The sequence below is a fragment of the Streptomyces sp. NPDC005794 genome (assembly GCF_042871445.1).
Lineage (GTDB): Bacteria > Actinomycetota > Actinomycetes > Streptomycetales > Streptomycetaceae > Streptomyces.
The window spans coordinates 69,215-90,592 of sequence record NZ_JBIAIN010000003.1 but is presented as its reverse complement, the minus strand read 5'-3'; the positions used below and the strand labels follow the sequence as shown (position 1 = coordinate 90,592).

Below are 21,378 nucleotides of genomic sequence, written 5' to 3'. Positions count from 1 at the left end.
CGCCCCGGCACAGCCGGCACGTGCCCCCTGGCACCGGCGCCCGAACGCGGCTCAGGCGAGTTCGAGCGGGAAGGCGCCCCGGTGGCCCGTGCCGGCGCCGTGTGCCGGGCGCGGTTCGAACTCCCGGCAGCTCCATATCTCCTGGACGAATCCGGTGCGCCGGTCCCAGAGGCCGGCGACGTCGTCCCCGCCCGCCACGTCGCGGTAGGCGTCCTTCGCGCCACGGAAGCAGGCGAGTCCGCCGGACAGACCGCGGACCGGGGCCGGGAAGTAGTCGGAGAAGGCGCAGGCGATGCACGTCTGCAGATGCATGTCCGCAGGCAGGATCCGCTGGACCGTGGCCAGTGCGGCGGCGAAGTCGCCCTCGGCACGGTTCGACTCGTACACCGCACCGTCCAGATGGAGGGCGAGGTACAGATCCGGGTCCGCCCTGCGCAGGGACAACAGGCAGCTGAGCGTGGCCTGCCGGACCGTCCCGGACACGAGGACCGGGAGGGGGAGGTCCCACTCCAGCACACAGTCGTCGAGCACGCCGTCCACCAGGTCGAACAGCCCCTCCTGGACCGGCGCACCCGCCACCGGGCCCAGGCTGTCGAAGCTGGCGCCTTCGAAGTCCGTGCCCCGGATACGGATACGGAGCTGTTGTCCGTCCGTGGTGAGAATGACGGCCTCGGAACCCTGACGGTCCCGGTACCAGCCTGCCCACGACTCATCTGTCATGAGCAGGGACTGTAGCCCGTGCCCCTGAGCCGGCCCTGTGGCACCCTCCCCTTCCGTACCTCCGCAGGCCGGGCCCCGCTCATCCGGCCTGCGGCTCGCGCCACATGGGCCACATCGACGGGCCGTCAGAGAGGTCGACGGTCTGTCCCGTGAACGTGAACCCGAGGCGCTCGTAGAGATTTCGGCTGCCCCCACCAGTTCGGCCCGCTCGTTGTCGGGATCGGCCGTCTCCCGCATGAGCGCGGGGGTGTCGTCGTCCCCCTCCGGCACGCCCGCCGGCACGGAGAGCCAGAGGGCCGTCGCCGTACCGTCCTCCAGCAGGTCGACCCGGCCTCCGTCCAGCGTGACGTCGGCGAAGACCCCGAGGAACTTCCCGTGCACCGCGCGCCGGTGCTCCTCGTCGGGGAAGACCCAGCTGCTCACCGGATCCTCGTGGAACGCCTCTTCCAGGATCCGCACCACCTGATCCCTGTCCCGCTGGTCCGCCTGCCGTATGCGTACGCCCATGACCGGCCTCTTCCCTCGTCCCCCGCCCCCCGTCCCTCGTCCCTCGTCCCTCGTCCCTCGTCCCTCGTCCCTCGTCCCTGGTGATGATCCCGGCCGACTGGCCCCAACCGGCCGTCGGAATCCTAGGGTTGAGCTTTTCCACCGGTCACGCACGGGCCCGTTCAGTGCGTTCTGCGGGTGACGAATTCAGCCAGGGCCAGTAGCTCCCCGGCGCCGGCCGGCTCGGGCACCGCACGGGACAGGTGGTGGACGGCCCGGGCCATCCGGTCCGCCGCGGCACCCTGGGCCCAGTCGCGGCCGCCGGCCCGGTCGACCGCGTCGGCGGCACCCTTCACCTCCCCCGGGGTGTTCATGGCGCCCCGGTAGAGCGCGGCGAGCTCGGCGGCGGCCGGGGTGTCCGAAGTGAGCGCCGCGACCACCGGCAGGGACTTCTTGTGGGCGGTCAGGTCGGCCCCGACCGGTTTGCCCGTGCGGGCCGTGTCCCCCCAGATGCCGATCAGGTCGTCGATGAGCTGGAAGGCGAGACCCGATTCCCGGCCGAAGCCGTCCATGGCGCGGACGGCCCGCTCCCCCGCTCCGGCATAGAGCGCGCCCAGAGCGCAGGCACAGCCGAGCAGGGCGCCCGTCTTGGCCATGGCCATGGCCAGGCACTCGTCCAGTGTGACGTCGTCAGGGTTGCGGTCCTCGAGAGCGCAGTCGGCCTGCTGTCCCGCGCAGAGTTCGATGACGCAGGTGGAGAGCCGCACCGCGGCCTGCGCGGACGCCGGGTGCGGGTCGTCCGCCAGCAGCCGCAGGGCGAGGGACAGCATGGCGTCGCCCGTGATGACGGCGTCCGGCACGCCGAACACCGCCCAGGCCGTGGGCCGGTGCCGACGGGTCGTGTCCTCGTCGATGACATCGTCGTGGAGCAGGGTGAAGTTGTGGGCGAGTTCCACGGCGACGGCCGCCCGCATCGCCGCCTCCGGGTCCCCGCCCAGCGCGCGGCCGGCGGCCAGGACGAGCGCCGGTCTGATGGCTTTGCCGGCCCGCCCGGAGGTGGGACTCCCGTCGGCGTTCTGCCAGCCGAAGTGGTACAGGGCGACCCTGCGGATCGCCCCGGGCAGCGTTTCGACGACTGCCCGGAGGTGCGGGTCGACGGCGCTACGGGTGTGCTCCAGGAGCTCGGCGGCCTTACGCCCCTCCATCGCGGCGTCCGTACTGGTCATGGTCACGGTCACTCCTTCCGGGCGCCCGGGGCACCTTGGTCGCGGCCTCGGCCTGCCGGGGCCCGGGCGGCTGCCGCCCGGGCCCCGGGGGCGTCACCGCCAGCGGCTCACCTCTACGTTCTCCAGGACGCCGAGCGCGTCCGGCACCAGCACGGCGGCGGAGTAGTACGCCGTGACGAGGTACGAGATGATCGCCTGCTCGTCGATGCCCATGAAACGGACCGAGAGGCTGGGCTCGATCTCGTCCGGGATGCCGGTCTGTTGGAGCCCGATGACGCCCTGGTCCGCCTCGCCGGTCCTCATGCAGATGATCGAGGTGGTGCGGGCGTCGGTGACGGGGATCTTGTTGCACGGGAAGATCGGCACTCCCCGCCAGGCGGGCACGTGGTGTCCCCCGACCTCGACGCTCTCCGGCACCAGGCCGCGCCTGTTGCATTCCCGGCCGAACGCGGCGATGGCCCGTGGATGGGCGAGGAACAGCTTCGATCCCCGCCGGCGCGACAGGAGCTCGTCCATGTCGTCGGGGCCGGGCGCCCCGTCGTGGGGCTGGAGCCGCTGTCCGTAGTCGCAGTTGTTGAGCAGGCCGAACTCCCGGTTGTTGATGAGCTCGTGTTCCTGCCGCTCACGCAGCGCCTCGACCGTGAGCCGCAACTGCTGCTCGGTCTGGTTCATCGGCTGGTTGTAGAGGTCGGCGACCCTGCTGTGGACCTTCAGCACGGTCTGGGCGACGCTCAGCTCGTATTCACGGGGAGCCGCCTCGTAGTCGACGAAGGTGTGCGGGACGACGCTCTCGCCCACATGGCCCGCCGACAGGGCGATCTCCGCCTCGCCGTAGCGGTTGGTCCGCTGGTGCGGGATGGCGAGGAGCCCGGCGAGATGGTCGCGGAGCGAGTCCGCGCGGGCCGCGAGGTTGAGCACGTCCGACCGACGCAGGGTCAGCAGCGTGCAGGCAGTCACCGCACGGACCGTGTACGCCCAGGTCGCGTCACCGTCGACCAGGGCATGGTCACCGAAATAGGCGCCGTCGGCGAGAACTCCGAGCACCGTCTCATCGCCGTACGGCCCCGCGCCGACCTTCTCGATCTTCCCGTGTGCCAGCAGATGGACACGGTCCGCCGCGTCGCCCGACGCGGCGAGCACCTCGCCGGCCGCGACGTCGCGCTGTTCACACCTGCGCGCCAGCTCGGCCAGTACCTCCTCGTCACCGAAATCGCGCAGGGCGGGAAGTTCGCCGAGCTCGGCGGGGATGACCGTGACTTGGTCGCCCGTCTGGACAAAAGTCACCCGGCCGTCTCCGACCGAATAGCTCAGCCGGCGGTTCACCCGGTATGTACCGCCCTGCACCTGCACCCAGGGCAGCATGCGCAGCAGCCACCGCGAGGTGATCTCCTGCATCTGCGGGGCGGACTTGGTCGTGGTCGCGAGGTTCCGCGCAGCCGCCGTGCCGAGACTCTGCTGCTGCGGCGGCTGCGTGTCGCGAACCTCTTCACCAACGGACATCCGACATCCTCTCGATCATGGGCTGACCTGCGAGAAGAAGCCTTGCAGCCGGGGACACCATGCGCTATTACACAAAAGAGTGTGACTATTCAGGCTTGGAGCGGGAACGTTGCCCGCACGGGCCCTCGCGGCCGACGGTCGGGCGGTCGCCGTGCACCACCGGCTCGACCTCCACGCGTCCGGGCTCGAGGAGTTCCCGCCCGGCATCGAACGGAAGGGCGATTCCCCCCGTCCGGCTCGGCCACTCGAGGAGCCTGCCGGTGCGTGCCGCCACGGTCACAGGTGCGGTCGAGTCGCACCCGCCGGCTCACCGAACTGGTCCGGGGGCACACGGCGGCGGGCACGTCGTCAAGCTCACCGGCGCAGCCTCGATGCCGGCGGCGAGCAGGCGCTCGCGGCGGCAGCTCGCCATCGTGCTCAGCGAACCGCTGCGGTGGGAACGGCTGCCGGAGCCGTCAGCTCGCCAGCGGTGCTCCCGAGACGACGACCTTGCCCGGGTTGAGGATGCCGTGCGGGTCGAGGGCCGCCTTGACGGCTCGCTGCATGGCGAGGTTGACCGGGCCGACCTCGCGGTCCATGCCGCCCATCTTCAGCAGGCCGACGCCGTGTTCGCCGGTGACGGTGCCGCCGAAGGAGATCGCCGCGTCGAGGATGTCCTCGAAGGCGAGCTGGGCACGGGCCCTGGCCGCGTCGTCACCAGGTTCGGTGATGATCAGGGGGTGGAGGTTGCCGTCGCCCGCGTGTGCGATGTTGGCGATGAGGACGTCGTGTTCACCGGCGATCTCCTCGATGCGCGCCAGCATCTGCGGCACCCGGGACCGCGGCACGACCACGTCCTCGGTGAGCACCGGTCCCAGCCGCTCCAGCGCCGGGTACGCCAGTCGGCGTGCCTGGAACAGGGCGTCCGCCTCCGCCTGGTCGGTGGAGACCTCGGCCCAGGCGGCGCCGGCGTCCGCGAAACAGGCCCGTACGGCCTCGGCCTCGGCGTCGCCGGCGGCTCCCGGCGTGTCCACGCGGCCGAGCAGGATCGCGTCCGCGTCCGCCGACAGGCCCATGTTCTTCCACTCGTCGACGGCCTTCAGGCAGTGCCGGTCCAGGAGTTCGAGCGCCGAGGGCACGATGCCCGCCGCCGTCACCCGGCTCACCGCGTCGCCGGCCGCGACGACGGAGTCGAAGAAGCCGGCCACCGTACGCTCCGCGGGCCGCGCGCCGCGCAGCTTCACGGTGATCTCGGTGATCACGCCGAGGGTGCCCTCGGAGCCGACGAACAGGCCGCACAGGTCGTACCCGGCAACCCCCTTGGCGGTCTGCCGGCCCACCCGCACGATCTCGCCGAGGCCGTTGACCACTTCGAGCCCGAGCACGTAGTCGCGGGTCACGCCGTACTTGACGCAGCACATGCCCCCCGCGTTGGTGGCCGTGTTGCCGCCGATGGTGGACCAGGGGGAGCTCGCGGGGTCCGGCGGGTACCAGAGGCCCTGCTCGGCGCACGCGGCGCGCAGGTCGTCGTTGACGACGCCCGGCTGGACGACGGCGAGGCGCTCCACCGGGTCGATGCGCAGGATCCGGCTCATGTCCTCGAAGGAGAGGACGACGGCACCGTCCACCGCGTTGGCCCCGCCCGAGAGACCCGTGCCGGCGCCGCGCGGGATCACCGGGATCCGGTGCTCGACGCAGTACGCGACGACAGCCCGCACCTCATCGGTGTCCTGGGGCCGCACGACGGCGAGGGGCAGCCCTGCCGGGGCCCACTCCGCCTCGTCGTGCGCGTAACGGCCCAGGCTGTCCGGGTCGGTGATGACCTTGCTCGCCGGTATCCCGTCGGCTGCGTTCGGCTTCGGCACGGCCGCTGACCACCTCTCTTGCCCATGCGCACCCCCCATCCGTCGCGGGGCCGCACCCACCATGATGACGCGCCCCCTCGGACCGAGGACGGCCGACCTGACTCGCACCTGGTACGAGCAGCAGCGGAGCCCGGTCGGACGGCCGAGCGCACCGGCACGGTCGACCTGAGCGGCCTTCCGGTCACCCCGGGCACCCACGCCAACCTCTGCGGCCCGCCGCCCTTCATGCGCGCCGTCCGCTCACAGCTGCTGGACAAGAGGGTGGCGTCGGCCGACATCCGCTACGAGGTGTTCGGCCCCGATCTGTGACTCGCCAGGACTGAGCACGGCCTGGGACTCGCAGCTGTCCGGATCCGAATCGCACACGGTGCGAACAGCGCCCGGGCGGGTTTGCCGGAGTCTCACATTCCGGTAAAAGCGCTGTACGGACACACTCCCCCACCGATGAAGGAGACGGCCATGTCCTCACCCATGTCCGCGAGCAACTTCCTCAAGGCCCTCAAGGACGAAGGGCTCACCGTCGTCCAGGTGGGCGACTGGCGTACGCACAACCGCAACCACAAGGGCCCCTGGGGGCCGGTGCACGGCGTGATGCTCCACCACACCGTCACGAAGGGCACGGCCCGCACCGTCGAGATCTGCCGCGACGGCCACGCGGGACTGCCGGGCCCCCTCTGCCACGGCGTGATCGCCAAGGACGGCCGGATCCATCTGGTCGGCTACGGCCGCGCCAACCACGCCGGCCTCGGCGACGACGACGTCCTGCGCGCCGTCGTCGCCGAGAAGCGCCTGCCGTCGGACAACGAGTCCAACACCGACGGGAACCGTCACTTCTACGGCTTCGAGTGCGAGAACCTCGGCGACGGGAAGGACCCGTGGCCCGCCGTCCAGCTCGAGGCCGTCGAGAAGGCCGCGGCGGCGGTCTGCCGCTTCCACGGCTGGGACGCGCCCTCGGTCGTCGGCCACCGGGAGTGGCAGCCCGGCAAGGTCGACCCGCGCGGCTTCTCGATGACGGGCATGCGCAACCGGATCCATGACCGGCTGAAGTAGGACGCCACGGGGCGGCGGACAATGAAGGCATGGACGACGAAGCGCCCGACCTCTCCCGGCTGCAGCCGGTGCTCCCCTCCCCCCTGCAGCCAGCCGAGGACGAGCGCTTCGCGCGCCACGGCGTGACGCTGCTGCTCAAGCGCGACGATCTGATCCACCCGGACCTGCCGGGCAACAAGTGGCGCAAACTCGCCCTCAATCTCCGGGCCGCCGGCGGCCGGACCGTACTGACCTTCGGCGGGGCCTACTCGAACCACCTGCGGGCCACGGCCGCAGCCGGGCGCCTGCTGGGTTTCCCCACCGTCGGTGTCGTGCGGGGCGACGAGCTGGCCCACCGCCCGCTGAACCCCTCGCTCACGCGGTGCGCGGCCGACGGCATGCGACTGCACTTCGTGGACCGCGCCACCTACCGCGCGAAGACCGCGCCCGAGGTCCTGGAAGGCCTTCTGAGCCTCTTCGGGGAGTGTGTGGTCATCCCGGAGGGCGGCAGCAACGCGCTCGCCGTACAGGGCTGCACAGAGCTCGGCCGCGAACTGCGCGGCCCGGCCGGCACCGTGGCGGTCGCCTGCGGCACCGGAGGCACCCTCGCGGGGCTGGCCACCGGACTCGGCCCCGGGCAGCGCGCCCTGGGCGTCCCCGTCCTGCGCGGCGGATTCCTGGGAGCGGCGGTACGCGATCTGCAGCGGGAGGCGTTCGGCGCCCCCGGCGGACGGTGGTCCCTGGACGAACGCTTCCACTTCGGTGGGTACGCCCGTACGACACCGGAACTGCACGCCTTCGCCGACGACTTCGAGGACCGGCACGGCCTGCCCGTCGAGCGGCTCTATGTGGCCAAACTCCTGTACGGGCTGACCGTGCTGGCCGGGGAGGGCGCCTTCGCCCCGGGGTCCACGGTCACCGCGGTCATCACCGGGCGCCCCTGAGACCCCCGGGCCACGAGGCCTCAGGGGGCACGCTCACACGCCGTCCGTCTCCCGGTAGGCCGCTGCCTCCTCCAGGTCCAGCCGCCGCAGCAGGGCACGCAGCATCTCGTCGTCGATCCGCCGTTCGTCCCTGAGACGTACGAAGACCTCGCGCTCGGCGGCGATCATGTCCCTCGCCAGCCGCCGGTAGGTGTCGTCCGCCGACTCCCCGGTGACCGGATTGGCCGCCCCGAGCCTTTCCCACACGGCGTTGCGCCGCCGTTCCATCACGGCGCGCAGCCGCTGCGTGAGGGGGTCGGGCAGCGCGTTGCGCGGATCTTCCAGCAAGGCCTCCAGTCGCGCGTCCGCAGCCGTGGACGCCTCGTTCTGCGCCTGCGCCTCGGCCAGCGTCTCGGCGCGCGCGCTGCGCCCCGGGAGCTTCAGCACGCGCACCAGGAGGGGCAGGCTCAGACCCTGGACGACCAGCGTCCCGATGACGGTCGTGAAGGTCAGGAAAAGGACCAGGTTGCGCGCGGGGAAGCCCTCCCCGTCGTGCGTGACCATGGGGATGGAGAAGGCGATGGCGAGCGAGACGACGCCCCTCATCCCCGCCCAGCCGACGATCAGGGGAGAGGTCCAGGAGGTTGCCCCCTCGCGCTCCCTGATGCGCGGGGAGAGCCAGGGCGGCAGGTAGGTCGCCGGGTACACCCAGACGAAGCGCACCACGACCACGGCCACGAACACCAGGACCGCGTAGCCGAAGGCCTCGGCCACGCCGTACGCGCCGAGGCCCCTGAGCACGAAGGGCAACTGCAGGCCGATGAGCGCGAAGACCGCGGACTCCAGGACGAACGCGACCATCTTCCAGACCGCCGCCTCCTGGAGCCGGGTCGCGAAGTCGACCTGCCAGGAGCGGTGCCCCAGGTAGAGCGCGACGACGACCACGGCGAGCACCCCGGAGGCGTGCACCCGCTCCGCCGCCGCGTAGGCGACGAAGGGGATCAGCAGCGACAGGGTGTTCTGGAGCAGCGCCTCCTTGAGGTGCGTCCGCAGCCAGTGCAGCGGCACCATGAGCAGCAGGCCGACGACGACGCCGCCGACCGACGCCAGCACGAACTCGCCGATTCCGGCGCCCCAGCTCATGCCTGCGCCGACGGCTGCGGCGAGGGCCACCTTGAAGGCGGTGATCGCGGTGGCGTCGTTCACCAGGGACTCGCCCTGGAGGATCGTGGTGACCCTGGCGGGCAGGCCCACCCTGCGGGCGATCGCGGCGGCCGTGACGGCGTCCGGCGGGGCGACCACCGCGCCGAGCACCAGTGCGGCGGTGAGCGGCAGATCCGGCACGAGGAGATGGGCCAGCCATCCCACGGCGACCGTCGCGAAGAGCACGTATCCGACGGAGAGCAGCGCGACCGGCCGCAGATTGGCCCGCAGGTCGAGGTACGAGCTGTCGACCGCCGCCGTGTACAGCAACGGCGGCAGCAGCAGGGGCAGCACGATGTGCGCGTCCAGCGTGTAGTCCGGCACTCCCGGCAGGTACGAGGCCAGCAGTCCGGCCGCGACCAGCAGCAGGGGTGCGGGCACGGGTGTCCGGCGGGCGGCCCCCGCGACCGCCGCGCTCGCCGCGACGAGTGCCACCAGCTGCAATGCGTCCATCTCATCGTCCTCACATCCGACGTAACGTGGCCATCATGAGTGAGTGCCTCCACGTAGCCGAACTGCCGCGCCCCGAGCCCGCCCCGCTCGGCGACACCTGCCCGGAGTGTCTGGCGGCCGGCACCCATCCCGTGCAGCTGCGGCTCTGCCTCGTCTGCGGACACGTCGGATGCTGCGATTCCTCGCCGCTGAAGCACGCGACGGCACACCACGAGGCGACCGGCCACCCGGTGATGCGCAGCTTCGAATGCGCGGAGAGCTGGCGCTGGTGCTTCGTGGACGGTTCGATCGTCTGACGTCTGGGTACGTCAAACCGGCGCCGGTTCTTCGCAATTGACCGCCGCAGACCCCTAGCCACTGTGCGTACTCATATGCTTACCATGAGTAATCATGAGGTTGCGGTCTCGGCGACACGGCATCATGGGTCGCGACAGCGTCGACGAACCACAAGAACCGACGACGGACCGCACGGCCCCGGGCACTCGTCCCGGAGCCTCGAACGAGTTTGTGCCACCTTGGAGGTGAGGGTGTCCCAGATCGCAGGCGAGCCCGGGAACCAGGACTTCGTAGAGGTCCGGCTGCCCGCTGCGGGTGCCTACCTGTCGGTGCTGCGTACGGCCACGGCCGGCCTCGCAGCGCGCTTGGACTTCACTCTCGACGAGATCGAGGATCTTCGCATCGCGGTCGACGAGGCCTGCGCGATCCTGCTTCAGCAGGCCGTGCCGGGCTCCGTCCTCAGCTGCGTCTTCCGACTCGTCGACGATTCTCTCGAGGTGACCGTCTCGGCGCCCACGACGGACGGCCGCGCCCCTGAGCGCGACACCTTCGCCTGGACGGTGCTCTCCGCACTGGCCGGCAAGGTCGACTCCACGGTCGCGGACGACCGCACGGTCAGCATCAGCCTCTACAAGCAGCGCGGCGCGGGACCCGGGCCGGCGTGAGCGACGGGAACGGGGACGGTCCTGTGCGGGACGAAACGATCCGGTCGGGGGCGGTGCGCCCGGCAGCCCTCCCGGAGCAGCAGGCCCGGCCGCACCCGGAAGACGGGGCGGACGGCGCGCAGGGCCGTCCGGCCGCGGTGGAGCATTCGCAGGCGGAGCGGGCGGGCCAGATGAGCGAGCACGGGCACCACGATCCACACGACCGCAGCGGGGCACGGGCACTCTTCATCGAGCTCCGGGAGCTTCCCGACGGCTCGGTGGAGAAGGCCGAGCTGCGCAACCGACTGGTGCGGATGCACCTGCCGCTCGTGGAGCACCTGGCCCGCAGGTTCCGCAACCGCGGCGAGCCGCTGGACGACCTGACCCAGGTCGCCACCATCGGCCTGATCAAGTCGGTGGACCGGTTCGACCCGGACCGCGGCGTGGAGTTCTCGACGTACGCGACTCCGACGGTCGTAGGCGAGATCAAGCGCCACTTCCGGGACAAGGGCTGGGCGGTGCGGGTCCCCCGGCGCCTCCAGGAGCTCCGGCTGTCGCTGACCACGGCCACCGCCGAGCTCTCCCAGCAGCACGGCCGCTCCCCCACCGTGCACGAATTGGCGGAGCGCCTGGGCATCTCCGAGGAGGAGGTCCTGGAGGGGCTGGAGTCGGCCAACGCCTACAGCACGCTCTCGCTGGACGTCCCGGACACGGACGACGAGTCGCCGGCGGTCGCGGACACACTGGGCTCCGAGGACGAGGCACTGGAGGGCGTCGAGTACCGCGAGTCGCTCAAACCGCTGCTGGAGGACCTCCCGCCGCGCGAGAAGCGGATCCTGCTGCTGCGCTTCTTCGGCAACATGACCCAGTCCCAGATCGCGCAGGAGGTCGGCATCTCCCAGATGCACGTCTCCCGCCTCCTGGCCCGCACCCTCGCGCAGCTGCGCGAGCGGCTGCTGGTGGAGGAGTAGAGCCGGGCGGGGAGCTGCACCAGGTCAGGCGTCCGGGGTCGTCCGCGGCCCCCGGATGCCCAGCGCCTTCGTGGTCGCGGGGTCGACCACCAGGACGAGCCCCGTCACGGCGACCACGGCCAGGACGATGCCCGCGGGAATCAGGGCCCCCTGGGACCGCAGCAGCGTCCAGGCCACCGGCAGCGCCATCAGCTGGGTGATGAGCGCGGGACCACGGCTCCAGCTGCGCCGCCGCAGCAGTCCACGGGCGGCGAACAGCGGGATCAGGCCGAGCGCCACCAGCGTGAGTCCGCCCATTTCGGCCTGCTGGATGCTGTCCGGCCGCCCGAAGAGCCCGACGGTCAGCAGGTAGATCCCGCCGATGACGAGCGCCGCGCCTTCGAGCGCGTTGAGTGCGGCCAGGGCTGCGATCCGGCCCGGCTTCTCCGGGCCGGCTGAGGGCGACGACGGCGAGGGCGTGTTCTGCTGAGTGCTCACGCCTTTCAGATTGGCATCCCGGGGCGCCGAACGCGAAGCCGGGGCCGCGGCGACATACCACCGAGAGCCGGTCACGCCGCGTGACCGCGTGCGGACCGGTGGATCACGGCTTCGGCCCGGTACCGCGCGGTAGGTACTCTGGCGGGCATGCGCGCACTCCTCGTGGTCAACCCGGCAGCCACCACTACCAGTGCGCGGACACGTGACGTACTGATCCACGCCCTGGCGAGCGAGATGAAGATCGAGGCCGTCACCACGGAGTACCGCGGGCACGCCCGGGACCTGGGGCGACGGGCCGCCGACGCCGACGACATCGACCTGGTGGTCGCCCTCGGGGGCGACGGCACGGTCAACGAGGTGGTCAACGGTCTGCTGCACCGCGGCCCCGACCCCGAGGGCCTGCCGAGCCTGGCCGTGGTCCCCGGCGGGTCCACCAATGTCTTCGCCCGCGCCCTGGGCATTCCCAACGACGCCGTGGAAGCGACCGGCGCGATCCTGGACGCCCTCGCCGACCGCAGCGAGCGCACCGTGGGCCTCGGACTGGCCGTCGGCACTCCGGGTACGACGGACGAGGCCGTTCCTGAACGCTGGTTCACTTTCTGTGCCGGACTCGGATTCGACGCCGGCGTCCTCGGCCGGGTCGAACAACAGCGCGAACGCGGCAAGCGTTCGACCCATCCGCTCTACGTACGCCAGGTGGTCCGGCAGTTCCTGGAGGAGCCGCACCGGCGCAACGGGCTGATCACCCTGGACGTCCCCGGTCAGGACCCGGTCACAGACCTCGCGCTGTCCATAATCTGCAACACCGCACCCTGGACCTACCTGGGGAATCGTCCGATGTACGCCGCCCCCAAGGCGTCCTTCGACACCGGCCTGGACATCCTCGGACTGAAGCGGCTCACCACCCCCGCGGTGGCCCGGTACGCCACTCAGTTGCTCACTTCCAGCCCGGAGAGGGGACCTCACGGCAAGCACGCCGTGTCCCTGCACGACCTCACGGACTTCACCTTGCATTCAAAGGCGCCGCTGCCTTTCCAGATGGACGGTGACCACCTGGGACTGCGTACGAGCGTGACGTTCACAGGCGTACGCCGTGCACTGCGTGTGATTGTGTGAGTAGAAGGAGCGAAAGTCCTTTAACTCGAACGTTTGGGCTGGCCCCCACCCCTTAGAAGTACGGCTGTGACCTAGTCGACACCGAGGATTCAAAAAAAACTTTCCAGAAGGGGTTGTATCCGCCGCCGAGGTTTGCGAATCTCTACATGGCGATCGGGACGGCCCGCAACATCGGCCTCCACTGAGAGCCAGAACCCCTCCTCACCACAACAGGACCACATCCAGTTCATCTGGGCGTCGGACCTTCGTCTGCGGGGGGATTCGTGAAAGCGTTCACATTCACAAGCATCAGCATGTAATACCAAGGAGAGGTAGCAGCCATGGACTGGCGTCACAACGCCGTTTGTCGTGAGGAAGACCCCGAGCTGTTCTTCCCCATCGGCAACACCGGTCCTGCGCTGCTGCAGATCGAGGAAGCCAAGGCCGTCTGCCGTCGCTGCCCCGTCATGGAGCAGTGCCTGCAGTGGGCGCTCGAGTCCGGTCAGGACTCCGGCGTCTGGGGTGGCCTCAGCGAGGACGAGCGCCGTGCAATGAAGCGCCGTGCCGCTCGTAATCGGGCGCGTAACGCCAGCGCCTGAACCGACGCCCCCCGCACGACGAGCCTCAGCCAGGCGGCGCGTACAGAGCGTACGCACAGCCCCGCCTTCGAGTCGCAGCGCGCAGTACCCCCGAAGCGCATCGCATCGTGAGTAAAAAAGCAGTGGGCCCGGACCGTCACCACGGTCCGGGCCCACTGCTTTTTTGCTACTTGTCGTTCCGCACGGGGATGTCGAGCACCACCTGCGTGCCGCGCACCGGGGCCGGGACCATCCCGAAGGTGCCGCCGAGCTCGCCCTCCACCAGCGTGCGCACGATCTGCAGCCCCAGATTGCCGGCGCGCTGGGGATCGAACCCCTCGGGCAGCCCGCGCCCGTCGTCCGTCACAGTGATCAGCAGCCGGCCCTCGGCCGGTGAACCACCACGCACCGCCGACACCTCCACCGTGCCGCGCTCGGCCACGGTGAACGCGTGTTCCAGCGCGTTCTGCAGCACCTCGGTGAGCACCATCGAGAGCGGAGTGGCCACCTCCGCGTCGAGAATCCCGAAGCGCCCCGTGCGGCGGCAGGTGACCTTCCCGGGTGAGATCTCGGCGACCATCGCGATCACCCGGTCCGCGATCTCGTCGAACTCGACCCGCTCGTCCAGATTCTGAGACAGCGTCTCATGGACGATCGCGATCGAACCGACGCGCCGCACCGCCTCGTTGAGCGCCTCGCGGCCCTGCTCCGAATCCATCCGGCGCGCCTGGAGCCGCAACAGGGCGGCCACCGTCTGGAGGTTGTTCTTCACCCGGTGATGGATCTCCCGGATGGTGGCGTCCTTCGTGATCAACTCCCGCTCTCGGCGGCGCAGTTCCGTGACATCGCGGAGCAGCACCAGCGAACCGATGCGCACCCCCTTGGGCTTGAGCGGGATCGCGCGCAGCTGGATGACCCCGCCGGCGCCCTCGACCTCGAACTCCCGGGGCGCGTATCCGCTCGCCACCTTGACCAGGGCCTCGTCCACCGGACCGCGCGACGGCGCGAGTTCGGCGGTGGTCACTCCGAGGTTGTGGCCGACGAGGTCCGATGCCAGGCCGAGCCGGTGGTAGGCGGAGAGGCCGTTGGGGCTGGCGTACTGCACGACACCGTCGGCGTCGAGCCTGATCAGCCCGTCTCCGACACGCGGCGAGGCGTCCATGTCGACCTGCTGGCCGGGGAACGGGAAGGACCCGGCGGCGATCATCTGGGCCAGGTCGGAGGCGGACTGGAGGTAGGTGAGCTCCAGCCTGGACGGCGTGCGCACGGTGAGGAGGTTGGTGTTCCGGGCGATGACCCCGAGGACCCGCCCCTCTCTCCGTACGGGGATCGACTCGACCCGGACGGGCACTTCCTCCCGCCACTCCGGATCCCCCTCGCGCACGATGCGGCCCTCGTCCAGGGCGGCGTCCAGCAGCGGCCGTCGGCCGCGCGGCACGAGGTGGCCGACCATGTCGTCCTGGTAGGAGGTGGGGCCGGTGTTGGGTCGCATCTGCGCCACGGACACATAGCGGGTCCCGTCGCGGGTGGGCACCCACAGGACGAGGTCGGCGAAGGACAGGTCGGAGAGCAGCTGCCACTCCGAGACCAGCAGGTGAAGCCACTCGAGGTCGGAGTCACTCAGGGCTGTGTGCTGGCGGACGAGGTCGTTCATGGAGGGCACGTGTGCGAGCGTACCCGCGCAAAGGAAGAGGTTCCGAACCGATCGGCCCGCGAATACGTGACACTGTGAGGGGACGGGCCAGCACAGGAGAACGTCTGTGCCCACCGATAGACACGGGCTATTGGTCTAGTCCACAATGCATCGGGTAGGGACACGACAGGAAGAGCGCGTCCCCTGCACCACAGACCTCCGTTCTCCCCGCACAGGAGAGCGGACCGAGGCATCCGGCGCTCTCTGCCCTGACTGCGCCGGTGCCTCCAGTGGCCGGAGGCACCGCACACCGCCGGCCAGGTAGCTCCGGGCTGCGGTGCCGGACGGGCCGAGGGTCCCGTCCCGGCGCCGCGGCCCGCGGGTGTTTCCGGGGGTCTCCCCCCTCACTCCGCCTCACGGTCGCGGCCGTCCGCCGACAGGGCGACAACCAGTGACGCACATGCGACCGGTTCACCCCCCGGGCCACACCGTTCTGCTAGATTGGGACCCAGATTGGTCTATACCACATGACGCCACTCTCCAGATCGGCAGGCACAGCGTGGAAGTTGTCATCGTCCCGGACGCCACGGCAGGCGGCGAACTCATCGCGGAGGCCGTCGCGGCCCTGCTGAGCCGCAAGCCCGACGCCCTGCTCGGCGTTGCCACCGGCTCGACCCCGCTGCCCATCTACCAGGCCCTGGCGGCGAAGGTCCGCTCCGGCGCCGTGGACGCCTCGCGCGCCCGCATCTGCCAGCTCGACGAGTACGTGGGGCTGCCCGCCGGCCACCCCGAGTCGTACCGCTCGGTCGTACTGCGCGAGGTCATCGAACCGCTCGGCCTGTCCGAGAAGTCCTTCATGGGCCCGGACGGGACCGCCGAGGACGTACAGGCGGCCTGCGAGGCGTACGACAAGGCGCTCACCGAGGCGGGCGGCGTGGACCTCCAGCTGCTCGGCATCGGCACCGACGGACACATCGGCTTCAACGAGCCGTGCTCCTCGCTCGCCTCCCGCACCCGCATCAAGACGCTGACCGAGCAGACGCGGATCGACAACGCGCGTTTCTTCGACGACGACATCGAGCAGGTGCCCCGCCACGTCATCACCCAGGGCATCGGCACGATCCTGGAGTCCCGCCACCCGATCCTGCTGGCCACCGGCGAGGGCAAGGCCGACGCGGTGGCCCTCACGGTCGAGGGCCCGGTCGCCTCGGTCGTACCGGCGTCGGCGCTGCAGCTGCATCAGCACGCCACCGTGGTGGTCGACGAGGCGGCGGCGTCGAAGCTGAAGCTGGCGGACTACTTCCGCGCCACGTATGCGGCGAAGCCGCAGTGGCAGGGCCTGTAGAACTCCCGTACGCGTGAGGGCCGGGCACCGGTGACGGTGACCCGGCCCTCACGCGTCGCCCTTCCGGGGCTCAGGAAGCCGTGCCCGTGATCACCTCGGCGGCCGCGATCCCGCACACCCGTGCCGCACCGTGCGTGGCGATGTGCGGCGCACCCCGGGGCGGCGCCTCGGGCAGGCCCATCTCGACCACGACCGTGTCGGGACGCGCCGCCAGGACGGCGTCCAGAGCCTCGCTCATCCACGCGTGCCGGTGGGCGTCGCGGACGACGGCCACGATGCGCCGCTCCCCCGCCGCCCTCAGCACCTCGGCGGCCGTCGACGCGCTCCCGCCGCCGTAGGTGTCCGTCCGCGTGCCGGGCAGCATCCGGGCCAGTTCGGCCGCCACGCCCCACGGGGTCTCGTCGCCGACCGCGATGTTGGCGACCGGGCTGAACGCCGCGACATAGGCCGGCTCGGTCAGCGGGTCGACGGTGCCTGTGACCGTCACGGCCCGGCGGGCCGCGACCAGTCCGATGCCGGCGCCGGAGCCGGGCGCGGTCCCCTCCTGCGCGTCCGCGCCCGGCTCCGGGGCAACCCCCCTGGCCCCCTGCGTCCAGGACGCGAGGGCCCGTACACGCGCGGCCGCGTCGGCCAGCCGCTCCTCGGACAGTTCACCTGTCCGCACCGCTGTCACCAACGCGTCGCGCAGCCGCAGCACGGTGTCCTCGTCGGCCAGTCCACCGCCGACGCAGATGGCGTCGGCGCCCGCGGCGATGGCGAGGACGGATCCACGCTCGATGCCGTAGGTGCCGGCGATGGCGTCCATCTCCATGCCGTCGGTGACGATCAGCCCCTCGTACCCCAGCTCCTGGCGCAGCAGACCGGTGAGGATCCGCGGGCTCAGGGTCGCCGGCCGGGCCGGGTCGAGCGCGGGAAGCAGGATGTGCGCGCTCATCACCGATTTGGATCCCGCTGCGATGGCGGCCCGGAAAGGCACCAGCTCACGAGCGTGCAGGGTGTCCAGGTCCACGTCGATGCGGGGCAGGGAGTGGTGGGAGTCGACCGCCGTGTCGCCGTGGCCGGGGAAGTGCTTGGTGCACGCGGCGACACCGGCGGCCTGGAGGCCCTCGACGTACGCGGCGGTGTGGCGGGCGACCAGCCCGGTCCCGGCGCCGAAGGAGCGTACGCCGATGACCGGGTTGCCCGGATTGGAGTTGACGTCCGCGGACGGCGCCCAGTTCAGGTTGACCCCGCACTCGGCCAGCCGGTGGCCGAGCTCCCGGGCGACGGCCCTGGTCAGGTCCACGTCGTCGACGGCGCCGAGAGCGAGGTTGCCGGGGAAGGACGAGCCGCTGCGGACCTCCAGCCGGGTGACGTCGCCGCCCTCCTCGTCGATCGCGACGAGTACGTCGTCCCGCTCGGCCCGAAGTCGGGCGGTGAGCGCGGCGAGCTGCTCGGGCGAGTGGATGTTCCGGCCGAACAGCCCGACGGAGGCGAGGCCTTCACCGACCCTGCGAAGGAGCCAGTCCGGGGCGCTCGTGCCGGTGAAGCCGGGCTGGAGGACGGCGAGCGCGTCGCGGGTGACGGTGTCCGTGGTGGATACGAAGGTGGTCATGGAAGCCGTGTTATCCCTTCACTGCGCCATCGGTCAGACCGCTGACGGCCTTGCGCTGCAGGATGACGAAGAGGACGAGGATCGGGATGGCGAAGATCGAGGACGCGGCCATCGTGGCGCCCCAGTCGTCGCCGAACTGACTCTGGAACTGGGACAGCCACAGGGGGAGGGTCTGTGCCTCGGCCTGCTTGTTGAGCACCAGGACCAGCGGGAACTCGTTCCACGCGGTGATGAAGCCGAACAGCGAGGTGGACATCAGCCCGGGGGCCAGCAGCGGCAGGATGACCTTCACGAAGGCCTGGGGGCGCGTGCAGCCGTCGACCATGGCCGACTCCTCCAGTTCCCTGGGCACGGCGGCGACGAAGCCGCGCAGCGTCAGGAGGGTGAAGGGCAGGACCATGACCATGTAGAAGAGCGTCAGCGGGATCAGGCTGTTGAGCATGTCCGTGTCGCGCACGATGAAGTAGATCGCGATGACCATGACTTCCCAGGGCGCCATCTGGGCGACCATGAAGCCGATGATGAAACCCCGGCGGCCCTTGAAGCGCATCCGGGCGAGGGCGAACGATCCCGCGAGCGCCAGGACGAGGGAGAAGGCCACGGCGAGCACGGTGACGGTGAGCGAGTTCCGGACCATCGTCCAGAAGTTCTCGGCGTCGACGGCGGTCCGGAAGTGCTGGAACGTGATGTCGGTCGGGAACCAGACCGGGTCCTCGGAGACGATGTCCGGCGTCGGCTTGAAGGCCGTCGCGAACATCCAGTACACGGGGAAGACGAAGCCGATGACCAGCAGGACCGCCGTGGCGTTGGGCCAGATACGGCTGAACCGGGACGAAGCCGAGCGCTTCACAGCTCGTCCTCCTCTTGCTTGGAGACGATCCTGAGGTAGTACGAGGTGAGAAGGAGCAGGATCACGATGGTGAGCAGCGCGATCGCCGAGCCCATGCCGTAGTGCTGGTTGCCGATGCCCTCGATGTACGCGTAGACGGGGAGGATCTCGGTGAGCCGGTCCGGACCGCCCTCGTTGATCGCGAACACCTGGGCGAAGGCCTTGAAGACCCAGATGACCTCGAGGAACGTGGTCGCGAGGAGGAACGGCTTGAGGAAGGGCACGGTGACCGAGGTGAAGCTCTTCCAGGGGCCCGCGCCGTCCAGCGAAGCGGCCTCGTAGAGCTCCTTGGGGATCGTCGTCGTCGCGGCGTACAGGTTGATCGCGACGAACGGGATCGACTGCCAGACGATGAGAACGGTGATCACGAAGAACGTGGAGAACTGGCTGCCGGTCCAGTTGAATTCCGCCATGGAGTGGAAGCCGACGGCGTCCAGCACCCAGTTGACGACACCGAAGCGCGAGGCGAAGAGCCACTGGTAGACGGTGGTCGCGGCGATGACCGGCATGGCCCAGGCGAGGACGAGTCCGACGAGCAGGGTGACGCGCATGCGCTTGCCCAGCCGGGCGAGCAGGAGGCCGATCAGAGTGCCGAACAGCATGATGAGGACGACGTTGGTGCCGGCGAAGACGATCGACCGGCCGGTGACGTTCCAGAACTCCTCGTTGCCGAGGATGTCCGTGTAGTTGTCGATCCCGTTCCACTCGGTGAGGTGCTGGATCAGCTGCCTCATGTTGAGGTTCTGGAACGACAGCAGGGTGTTCTTGACCACGGGCCAGCCGAGGAACACCAGGGTCACGACCACGGGGGGGAGCAGAAGCAGGTACGGGGCCAGGACGGCCGGTCTGCCGGCTGCCCGGGGCTTGTCCGGCCCGGTGTCGGCCCGCTTCGTGACCTCCGTGGGCCCGGAGGGCGGCCGTTCGGTCTGCACGGTCATGCTCGCCATCTCTTTCTCGGCACCATGGGACGCGGCCGGGGGACGGACTCCGTCATGGAGTCCGCCCCCGGCGTTTCGGCCTTACTGCTTCTGCGCGAGGCGCTCGTTGAACTCTTCCTCGACCTGCTTGGCGGCCTCGGCGTTCGACTTGCCGTTCAGGACCGCCGTCATGAAGGTCTTGATCGGGTTCGGAGCGTTCTCGACCGCGGCCCACTCGGGGATCAGCGGCGTGGTGCCACCGACCTTGGCGGACGGGGCCGCTGCCTCGGCGACCGGGTTGCCGGTCAGGTTCGAGTTCAGCGACTCCTTGTTGGGGATGACGCCGTTCAGCTTGGCGAGCTGACCCTCGTACGTGTCGGAGAGCGCGAGCTTCAGGAACTCCTTGGCGAGGTCCTGCTTCGCGCTGCCCTCGGCGACGGCGAGGTTGGAGCCGCCGAGGAAGACGCCCTCGGGCTTCTCGGCGGTCTCACCCGGGATGGTGAAGTAGCCGATCTCCTTCTCGATGGCCGGGTTGGCCTTGATCGCCGTACCGGCTTCCCAGCCCATGCCGATGAAGGCGCCGGTCTTGCCCTTGGCGAAGATGTCGGCCTGCTGCGGGGTGGCCTCGTCCTTGTCCTTGGGCGCCTTGGAGTAGCCCTGGTACTTCTTGTAGAGGTCCATCGCCGCGCCGATCTTCGGGTCGGCGAGGTTGGAGACCCACTTGTCCCCGTCCTTCTTGATGAGGTCCGCATCCTGACCGATGGTGAGACCGTCGAAGAAGTACCAGTTCTGGCCGGGCAGGTAGAGCGGCTCGGCCTTGCCCTTCGCCTTGATCTTGTCCAAGGCGGCGAAGAACTCGTCGCGGGTCTTGGGGGTGCCGGTGACGCCCGCGTCCGCGAAGACCGACTTGTTGTAGATCACCACGCGGTTGGCGAAGTACCACGGGGCGGCGTACTGCTTGCCGTCGACGACCGCGGCCTCGTTCAGGTTGGCGGCCCAGTCGCCACCGATCTCGGTCTTGAGGTCACCCAGGTCCGCCAGGCCGCCGGTCTTGGCGTAGGCCGCGGTCTGCGTGTTGCCGATCTCGAAGACGTCGGGCGGGTTCTCCTCGGAGAGGGCGGTCGTCAGCTTCTGCTGAATACCGTTCCAGACCTGCACCTCGAACTTGACCTTGGCGCCGGTCTTCTTCTCGAACTCGGCGGACAGGTCCTTCTGCCACTGCTCGGGCGTCGAACCATCCATGGCCCAGACGGTCAGAGTCTCGCCCTTGTAGCTGCCGGGACCGGACTTCTTGCCGCTGTCGCCGCCGTCGTCGGAGCCACACGCCGCCATGCTGACCATCATGCCCGCGACGCCGATCGCCGCGATGAGCTTGCGCTTCACGCCAAACCCTCCTCAGGGTGCTGCAACCCCCCGCCCACCGCGAAGACACCGACGAGTAGTACTGCTGGGGCTGGGACCTGGTCTTTAATGGTTTAGACCAGTACCGGGAGCTTGGCCTAGACCTTTAGGGGTGTCAAGGGTGTATAAGAAGTGCACTCGCGTCCGTTATCGGACCGACACCTGAGGGAGGGC

The 21,378-nt window shown here is 70.1% G+C and carries 19 protein-coding genes and 2 pseudogenes; 9 read left to right on the top strand and 12 right to left on the bottom strand.

Going from position 1 to position 21,378, the window contains the following annotated elements; genetic code table 11:
- Window positions 1-51: 51 nt before the first annotated feature.
- The 5 genes and pseudogenes from ACFYQ5_RS05135 to ACFYQ5_RS05115 form a co-directional block, all read right to left on the bottom strand.
- Window positions 52-720 carry a DUF6304 family protein gene (locus tag ACFYQ5_RS05135; RefSeq protein ID WP_389193323.1) on the bottom strand — a complete coding sequence of 223 codons (669 nt, stop codon included), beginning with the start codon at window positions 718-720 and terminating at the stop codon, window positions 52-54.
- Window positions 721-799: 79 nt separating this feature from the next.
- A pseudogene (locus ACFYQ5_RS05130) lies at window positions 800-1,227 on the bottom strand (GNAT family N-acetyltransferase).
- A gap of 161 nt (window positions 1,228-1,388) precedes the next feature.
- Window positions 1,389-2,432 carry a family 2 encapsulin nanocompartment cargo protein polyprenyl transferase gene (locus tag ACFYQ5_RS05125; protein WP_389193320.1) on the bottom strand — a complete coding sequence of 348 codons (1,044 nt, stop codon included), beginning with the start codon at window positions 2,430-2,432 and terminating at the stop codon, window positions 1,389-1,391.
- Between the two features lie 93 nt (window positions 2,433-2,525).
- Window positions 2,526-3,932 (bottom strand): family 2B encapsulin nanocompartment shell protein, encoded by a 1,407-nt coding sequence (locus ACFYQ5_RS05120; RefSeq protein ID WP_389193318.1) that lies wholly within the window; start codon window positions 3,930-3,932, stop codon window positions 2,526-2,528.
- 455 nt (window positions 3,933-4,387) lie between these two features.
- Window positions 4,388-5,815, bottom strand: a complete 1,428-nt coding sequence (locus ACFYQ5_RS05115; protein ID WP_389193315.1) for an FAD-binding oxidoreductase — start codon at window positions 5,813-5,815, stop codon at window positions 4,388-4,390.
- Window positions 5,816-5,923: 108 nt separating this feature from the next.
- Between ACFYQ5_RS05115 and ACFYQ5_RS05110 the strand changes: the two are divergent.
- From ACFYQ5_RS05110 to ACFYQ5_RS05100, 3 genes and pseudogenes are all read left to right on the top strand, one after another.
- Window positions 5,924-6,085: pseudogene (locus ACFYQ5_RS05110) on the top strand (hemin transporter); the annotation flags it as partial.
- Window positions 6,086-6,235: 150 nt separating this feature from the next.
- Complete coding sequence (locus ACFYQ5_RS05105; RefSeq protein ID WP_389193313.1) at window positions 6,236-6,826, top strand: N-acetylmuramoyl-L-alanine amidase; 591 nt, start codon at window positions 6,236-6,238, stop codon at window positions 6,824-6,826.
- Between the two features lie 29 nt (window positions 6,827-6,855).
- On the top strand, window positions 6,856-7,749 hold the full coding sequence (locus ACFYQ5_RS05100) for a 1-aminocyclopropane-1-carboxylate deaminase/D-cysteine desulfhydrase (RefSeq protein ID WP_389193310.1): 894 nt from the start codon (window positions 6,856-6,858) through the stop codon (window positions 7,747-7,749).
- A gap of 33 nt (window positions 7,750-7,782) precedes the next feature.
- On the opposite strand, the gene ACFYQ5_RS05095 is transcribed toward ACFYQ5_RS05100, so the two are convergent.
- On the bottom strand, window positions 7,783-9,384 hold the full coding sequence (locus ACFYQ5_RS05095; RefSeq protein ID WP_389193307.1) for a Na+/H+ antiporter: 1,602 nt from the start codon (window positions 9,382-9,384) through the stop codon (window positions 7,783-7,785).
- A 35-nt stretch (window positions 9,385-9,419) separates the two neighbouring features.
- Here ACFYQ5_RS05095 and ACFYQ5_RS05090 point away from each other — a divergent pair, with 35 nt between their 5' ends.
- The 3 genes from ACFYQ5_RS05090 to ACFYQ5_RS05080 all read left to right on the top strand — a co-directional run bounded on the left by ACFYQ5_RS05090 (window position 9,420) and on the right by ACFYQ5_RS05080 (window position 11,275).
- Entirely contained in the window at window positions 9,420-9,680 is a 261-nt protein-coding gene (locus tag ACFYQ5_RS05090; RefSeq protein WP_389193304.1) for a UBP-type zinc finger domain-containing protein, read from the top strand.
- Window positions 9,681-9,911: 231 nt separating this feature from the next.
- Window positions 9,912-10,325 (top strand): anti-sigma regulatory factor, encoded by a 414-nt coding sequence (locus ACFYQ5_RS05085; protein WP_003966375.1) that lies wholly within the window; start codon window positions 9,912-9,914, stop codon window positions 10,323-10,325.
- Window positions 10,322-11,275: an RNA polymerase sigma factor SigF gene (locus ACFYQ5_RS05080; RefSeq protein WP_389193302.1), complete on the top strand. Its 954-nt coding sequence runs from the start codon at window positions 10,322-10,324 to the stop codon at window positions 11,273-11,275. Before ACFYQ5_RS05085 ends, ACFYQ5_RS05080 begins: the two co-directional genes overlap by 4 nt.
- 24 nt (window positions 11,276-11,299) lie before the next feature.
- Here ACFYQ5_RS05080 and ACFYQ5_RS05075 read toward each other — a convergent pair whose 3' ends face one another.
- Window positions 11,300-11,752, bottom strand: a complete 453-nt coding sequence (locus ACFYQ5_RS05075) for a hypothetical protein (protein WP_389193300.1) — start codon at window positions 11,750-11,752, stop codon at window positions 11,300-11,302.
- A 147-nt stretch (window positions 11,753-11,899) separates the two neighbouring features.
- On the opposite strand from ACFYQ5_RS05075, the gene ACFYQ5_RS05070 reads away from it, so the two are divergent.
- Together ACFYQ5_RS05070 and ACFYQ5_RS05065 are read left to right on the top strand one after the other, a co-directional pair.
- Complete coding sequence (locus tag ACFYQ5_RS05070; RefSeq protein WP_389193297.1) at window positions 11,900-12,868, top strand: diacylglycerol/lipid kinase family protein; 969 nt, start codon at window positions 11,900-11,902, stop codon at window positions 12,866-12,868.
- A gap of 320 nt (window positions 12,869-13,188) precedes the next feature.
- On the top strand, window positions 13,189-13,446 hold the full coding sequence (locus ACFYQ5_RS05065; protein WP_003953983.1) for a WhiB family transcriptional regulator: 258 nt from the start codon (window positions 13,189-13,191) through the stop codon (window positions 13,444-13,446).
- Window positions 13,447-13,612: 166 nt separating this feature from the next.
- Here ACFYQ5_RS05065 and ACFYQ5_RS05060 read toward each other — a convergent pair whose 3' ends face one another.
- Window positions 13,613-15,079, bottom strand: a complete 1,467-nt coding sequence (locus ACFYQ5_RS05060) for a sensor histidine kinase (RefSeq protein WP_389194222.1) — start codon at window positions 15,077-15,079, stop codon at window positions 13,613-13,615.
- 538 nt (window positions 15,080-15,617) lie between these two features.
- Between ACFYQ5_RS05060 and nagB the strand changes: the two genes are divergently transcribed.
- Complete coding sequence (nagB, locus tag ACFYQ5_RS05055) at window positions 15,618-16,403, top strand: glucosamine-6-phosphate deaminase (RefSeq protein WP_389193295.1); 786 nt, start codon at window positions 15,618-15,620, stop codon at window positions 16,401-16,403.
- 70 nt (window positions 16,404-16,473) lie between these two features.
- Here nagB and ACFYQ5_RS05050 read toward each other — a convergent pair whose 3' ends face one another.
- The 4 genes from ACFYQ5_RS05050 to ACFYQ5_RS05035 form a co-directional block, all read right to left on the bottom strand.
- Window positions 16,474-17,997 (bottom strand): glycoside hydrolase family 3 protein, encoded by a 1,524-nt coding sequence (locus ACFYQ5_RS05050; protein ID WP_389193293.1) that lies wholly within the window; start codon window positions 17,995-17,997, stop codon window positions 16,474-16,476.
- Between the two features lie 10 nt (window positions 17,998-18,007).
- Window positions 18,008-18,814: a carbohydrate ABC transporter permease gene (locus ACFYQ5_RS05045; protein WP_389194220.1), complete on the bottom strand. Its 807-nt coding sequence runs from the start codon at window positions 18,812-18,814 to the stop codon at window positions 18,008-18,010.
- A 29-nt stretch (window positions 18,815-18,843) separates the two neighbouring features.
- Entirely contained in the window at window positions 18,844-19,824 is a 981-nt protein-coding gene (locus ACFYQ5_RS05040; RefSeq protein ID WP_389193290.1) for a carbohydrate ABC transporter permease, read from the bottom strand.
- Window positions 19,825-19,905: 81 nt separating this feature from the next.
- Entirely contained in the window at window positions 19,906-21,186 is a 1,281-nt protein-coding gene (locus ACFYQ5_RS05035) for an extracellular solute-binding protein (RefSeq protein WP_389193287.1), read from the bottom strand.
- Window positions 21,187-21,378: the final 192 nt, after the last annotated feature.

Excerpts from the sequence above, each read along its gene's own strand:
- ACFYQ5_RS05135 (WP_389193323.1), bottom strand. The coding sequence starts at position 720 with ATGACAGATGAGTCGTGGGCAGGCTGGTACCGGGACCGTCAGGGTTCC.
- ACFYQ5_RS05125 (WP_389193320.1), bottom strand. The coding sequence starts at position 2,432 with ATGACCAGTACGGACGCCGCGATGGAGGGGCGTAAGGCCGCCGAGCTC.
- ACFYQ5_RS05120 (WP_389193318.1), bottom strand. The coding sequence starts at position 3,932 with ATGTCCGTTGGTGAAGAGGTTCGCGACACGCAGCCGCCGCAGCAGCAG.
- ACFYQ5_RS05115 (WP_389193315.1), bottom strand. The coding sequence starts at position 5,815 with ATGGGGGGTGCGCATGGGCAAGAGAGGTGGTCAGCGGCCGTGCCGAAG.
- ACFYQ5_RS05105 (WP_389193313.1), top strand. The coding sequence starts at position 6,236 with ATGTCCTCACCCATGTCCGCGAGCAACTTCCTCAAGGCCCTCAAGGAC.
- ACFYQ5_RS05100 (WP_389193310.1), top strand. The coding sequence starts at position 6,856 with ATGGACGACGAAGCGCCCGACCTCTCCCGGCTGCAGCCGGTGCTCCCC.
- ACFYQ5_RS05095 (WP_389193307.1), bottom strand. The coding sequence starts at position 9,384 with ATGGACGCATTGCAGCTGGTGGCACTCGTCGCGGCGAGCGCGGCGGTC.
- ACFYQ5_RS05090 (WP_389193304.1), top strand. The coding sequence starts at position 9,420 with ATGAGTGAGTGCCTCCACGTAGCCGAACTGCCGCGCCCCGAGCCCGCC.
- ACFYQ5_RS05070 (WP_389193297.1), top strand. The coding sequence starts at position 11,900 with ATGCGCGCACTCCTCGTGGTCAACCCGGCAGCCACCACTACCAGTGCG.
- ACFYQ5_RS05065 (WP_003953983.1), top strand. The coding sequence starts at position 13,189 with ATGGACTGGCGTCACAACGCCGTTTGTCGTGAGGAAGACCCCGAGCTG.
- ACFYQ5_RS05060 (WP_389194222.1), bottom strand. The coding sequence starts at position 15,079 with ATGAACGACCTCGTCCGCCAGCACACAGCCCTGAGTGACTCCGACCTC.
- ACFYQ5_RS05050 (WP_389193293.1), bottom strand. The coding sequence starts at position 17,997 with ATGACCACCTTCGTATCCACCACGGACACCGTCACCCGCGACGCGCTC.
- ACFYQ5_RS05040 (WP_389193290.1), bottom strand. The coding sequence starts at position 19,824 with ATGACCGTGCAGACCGAACGGCCGCCCTCCGGGCCCACGGAGGTCACG.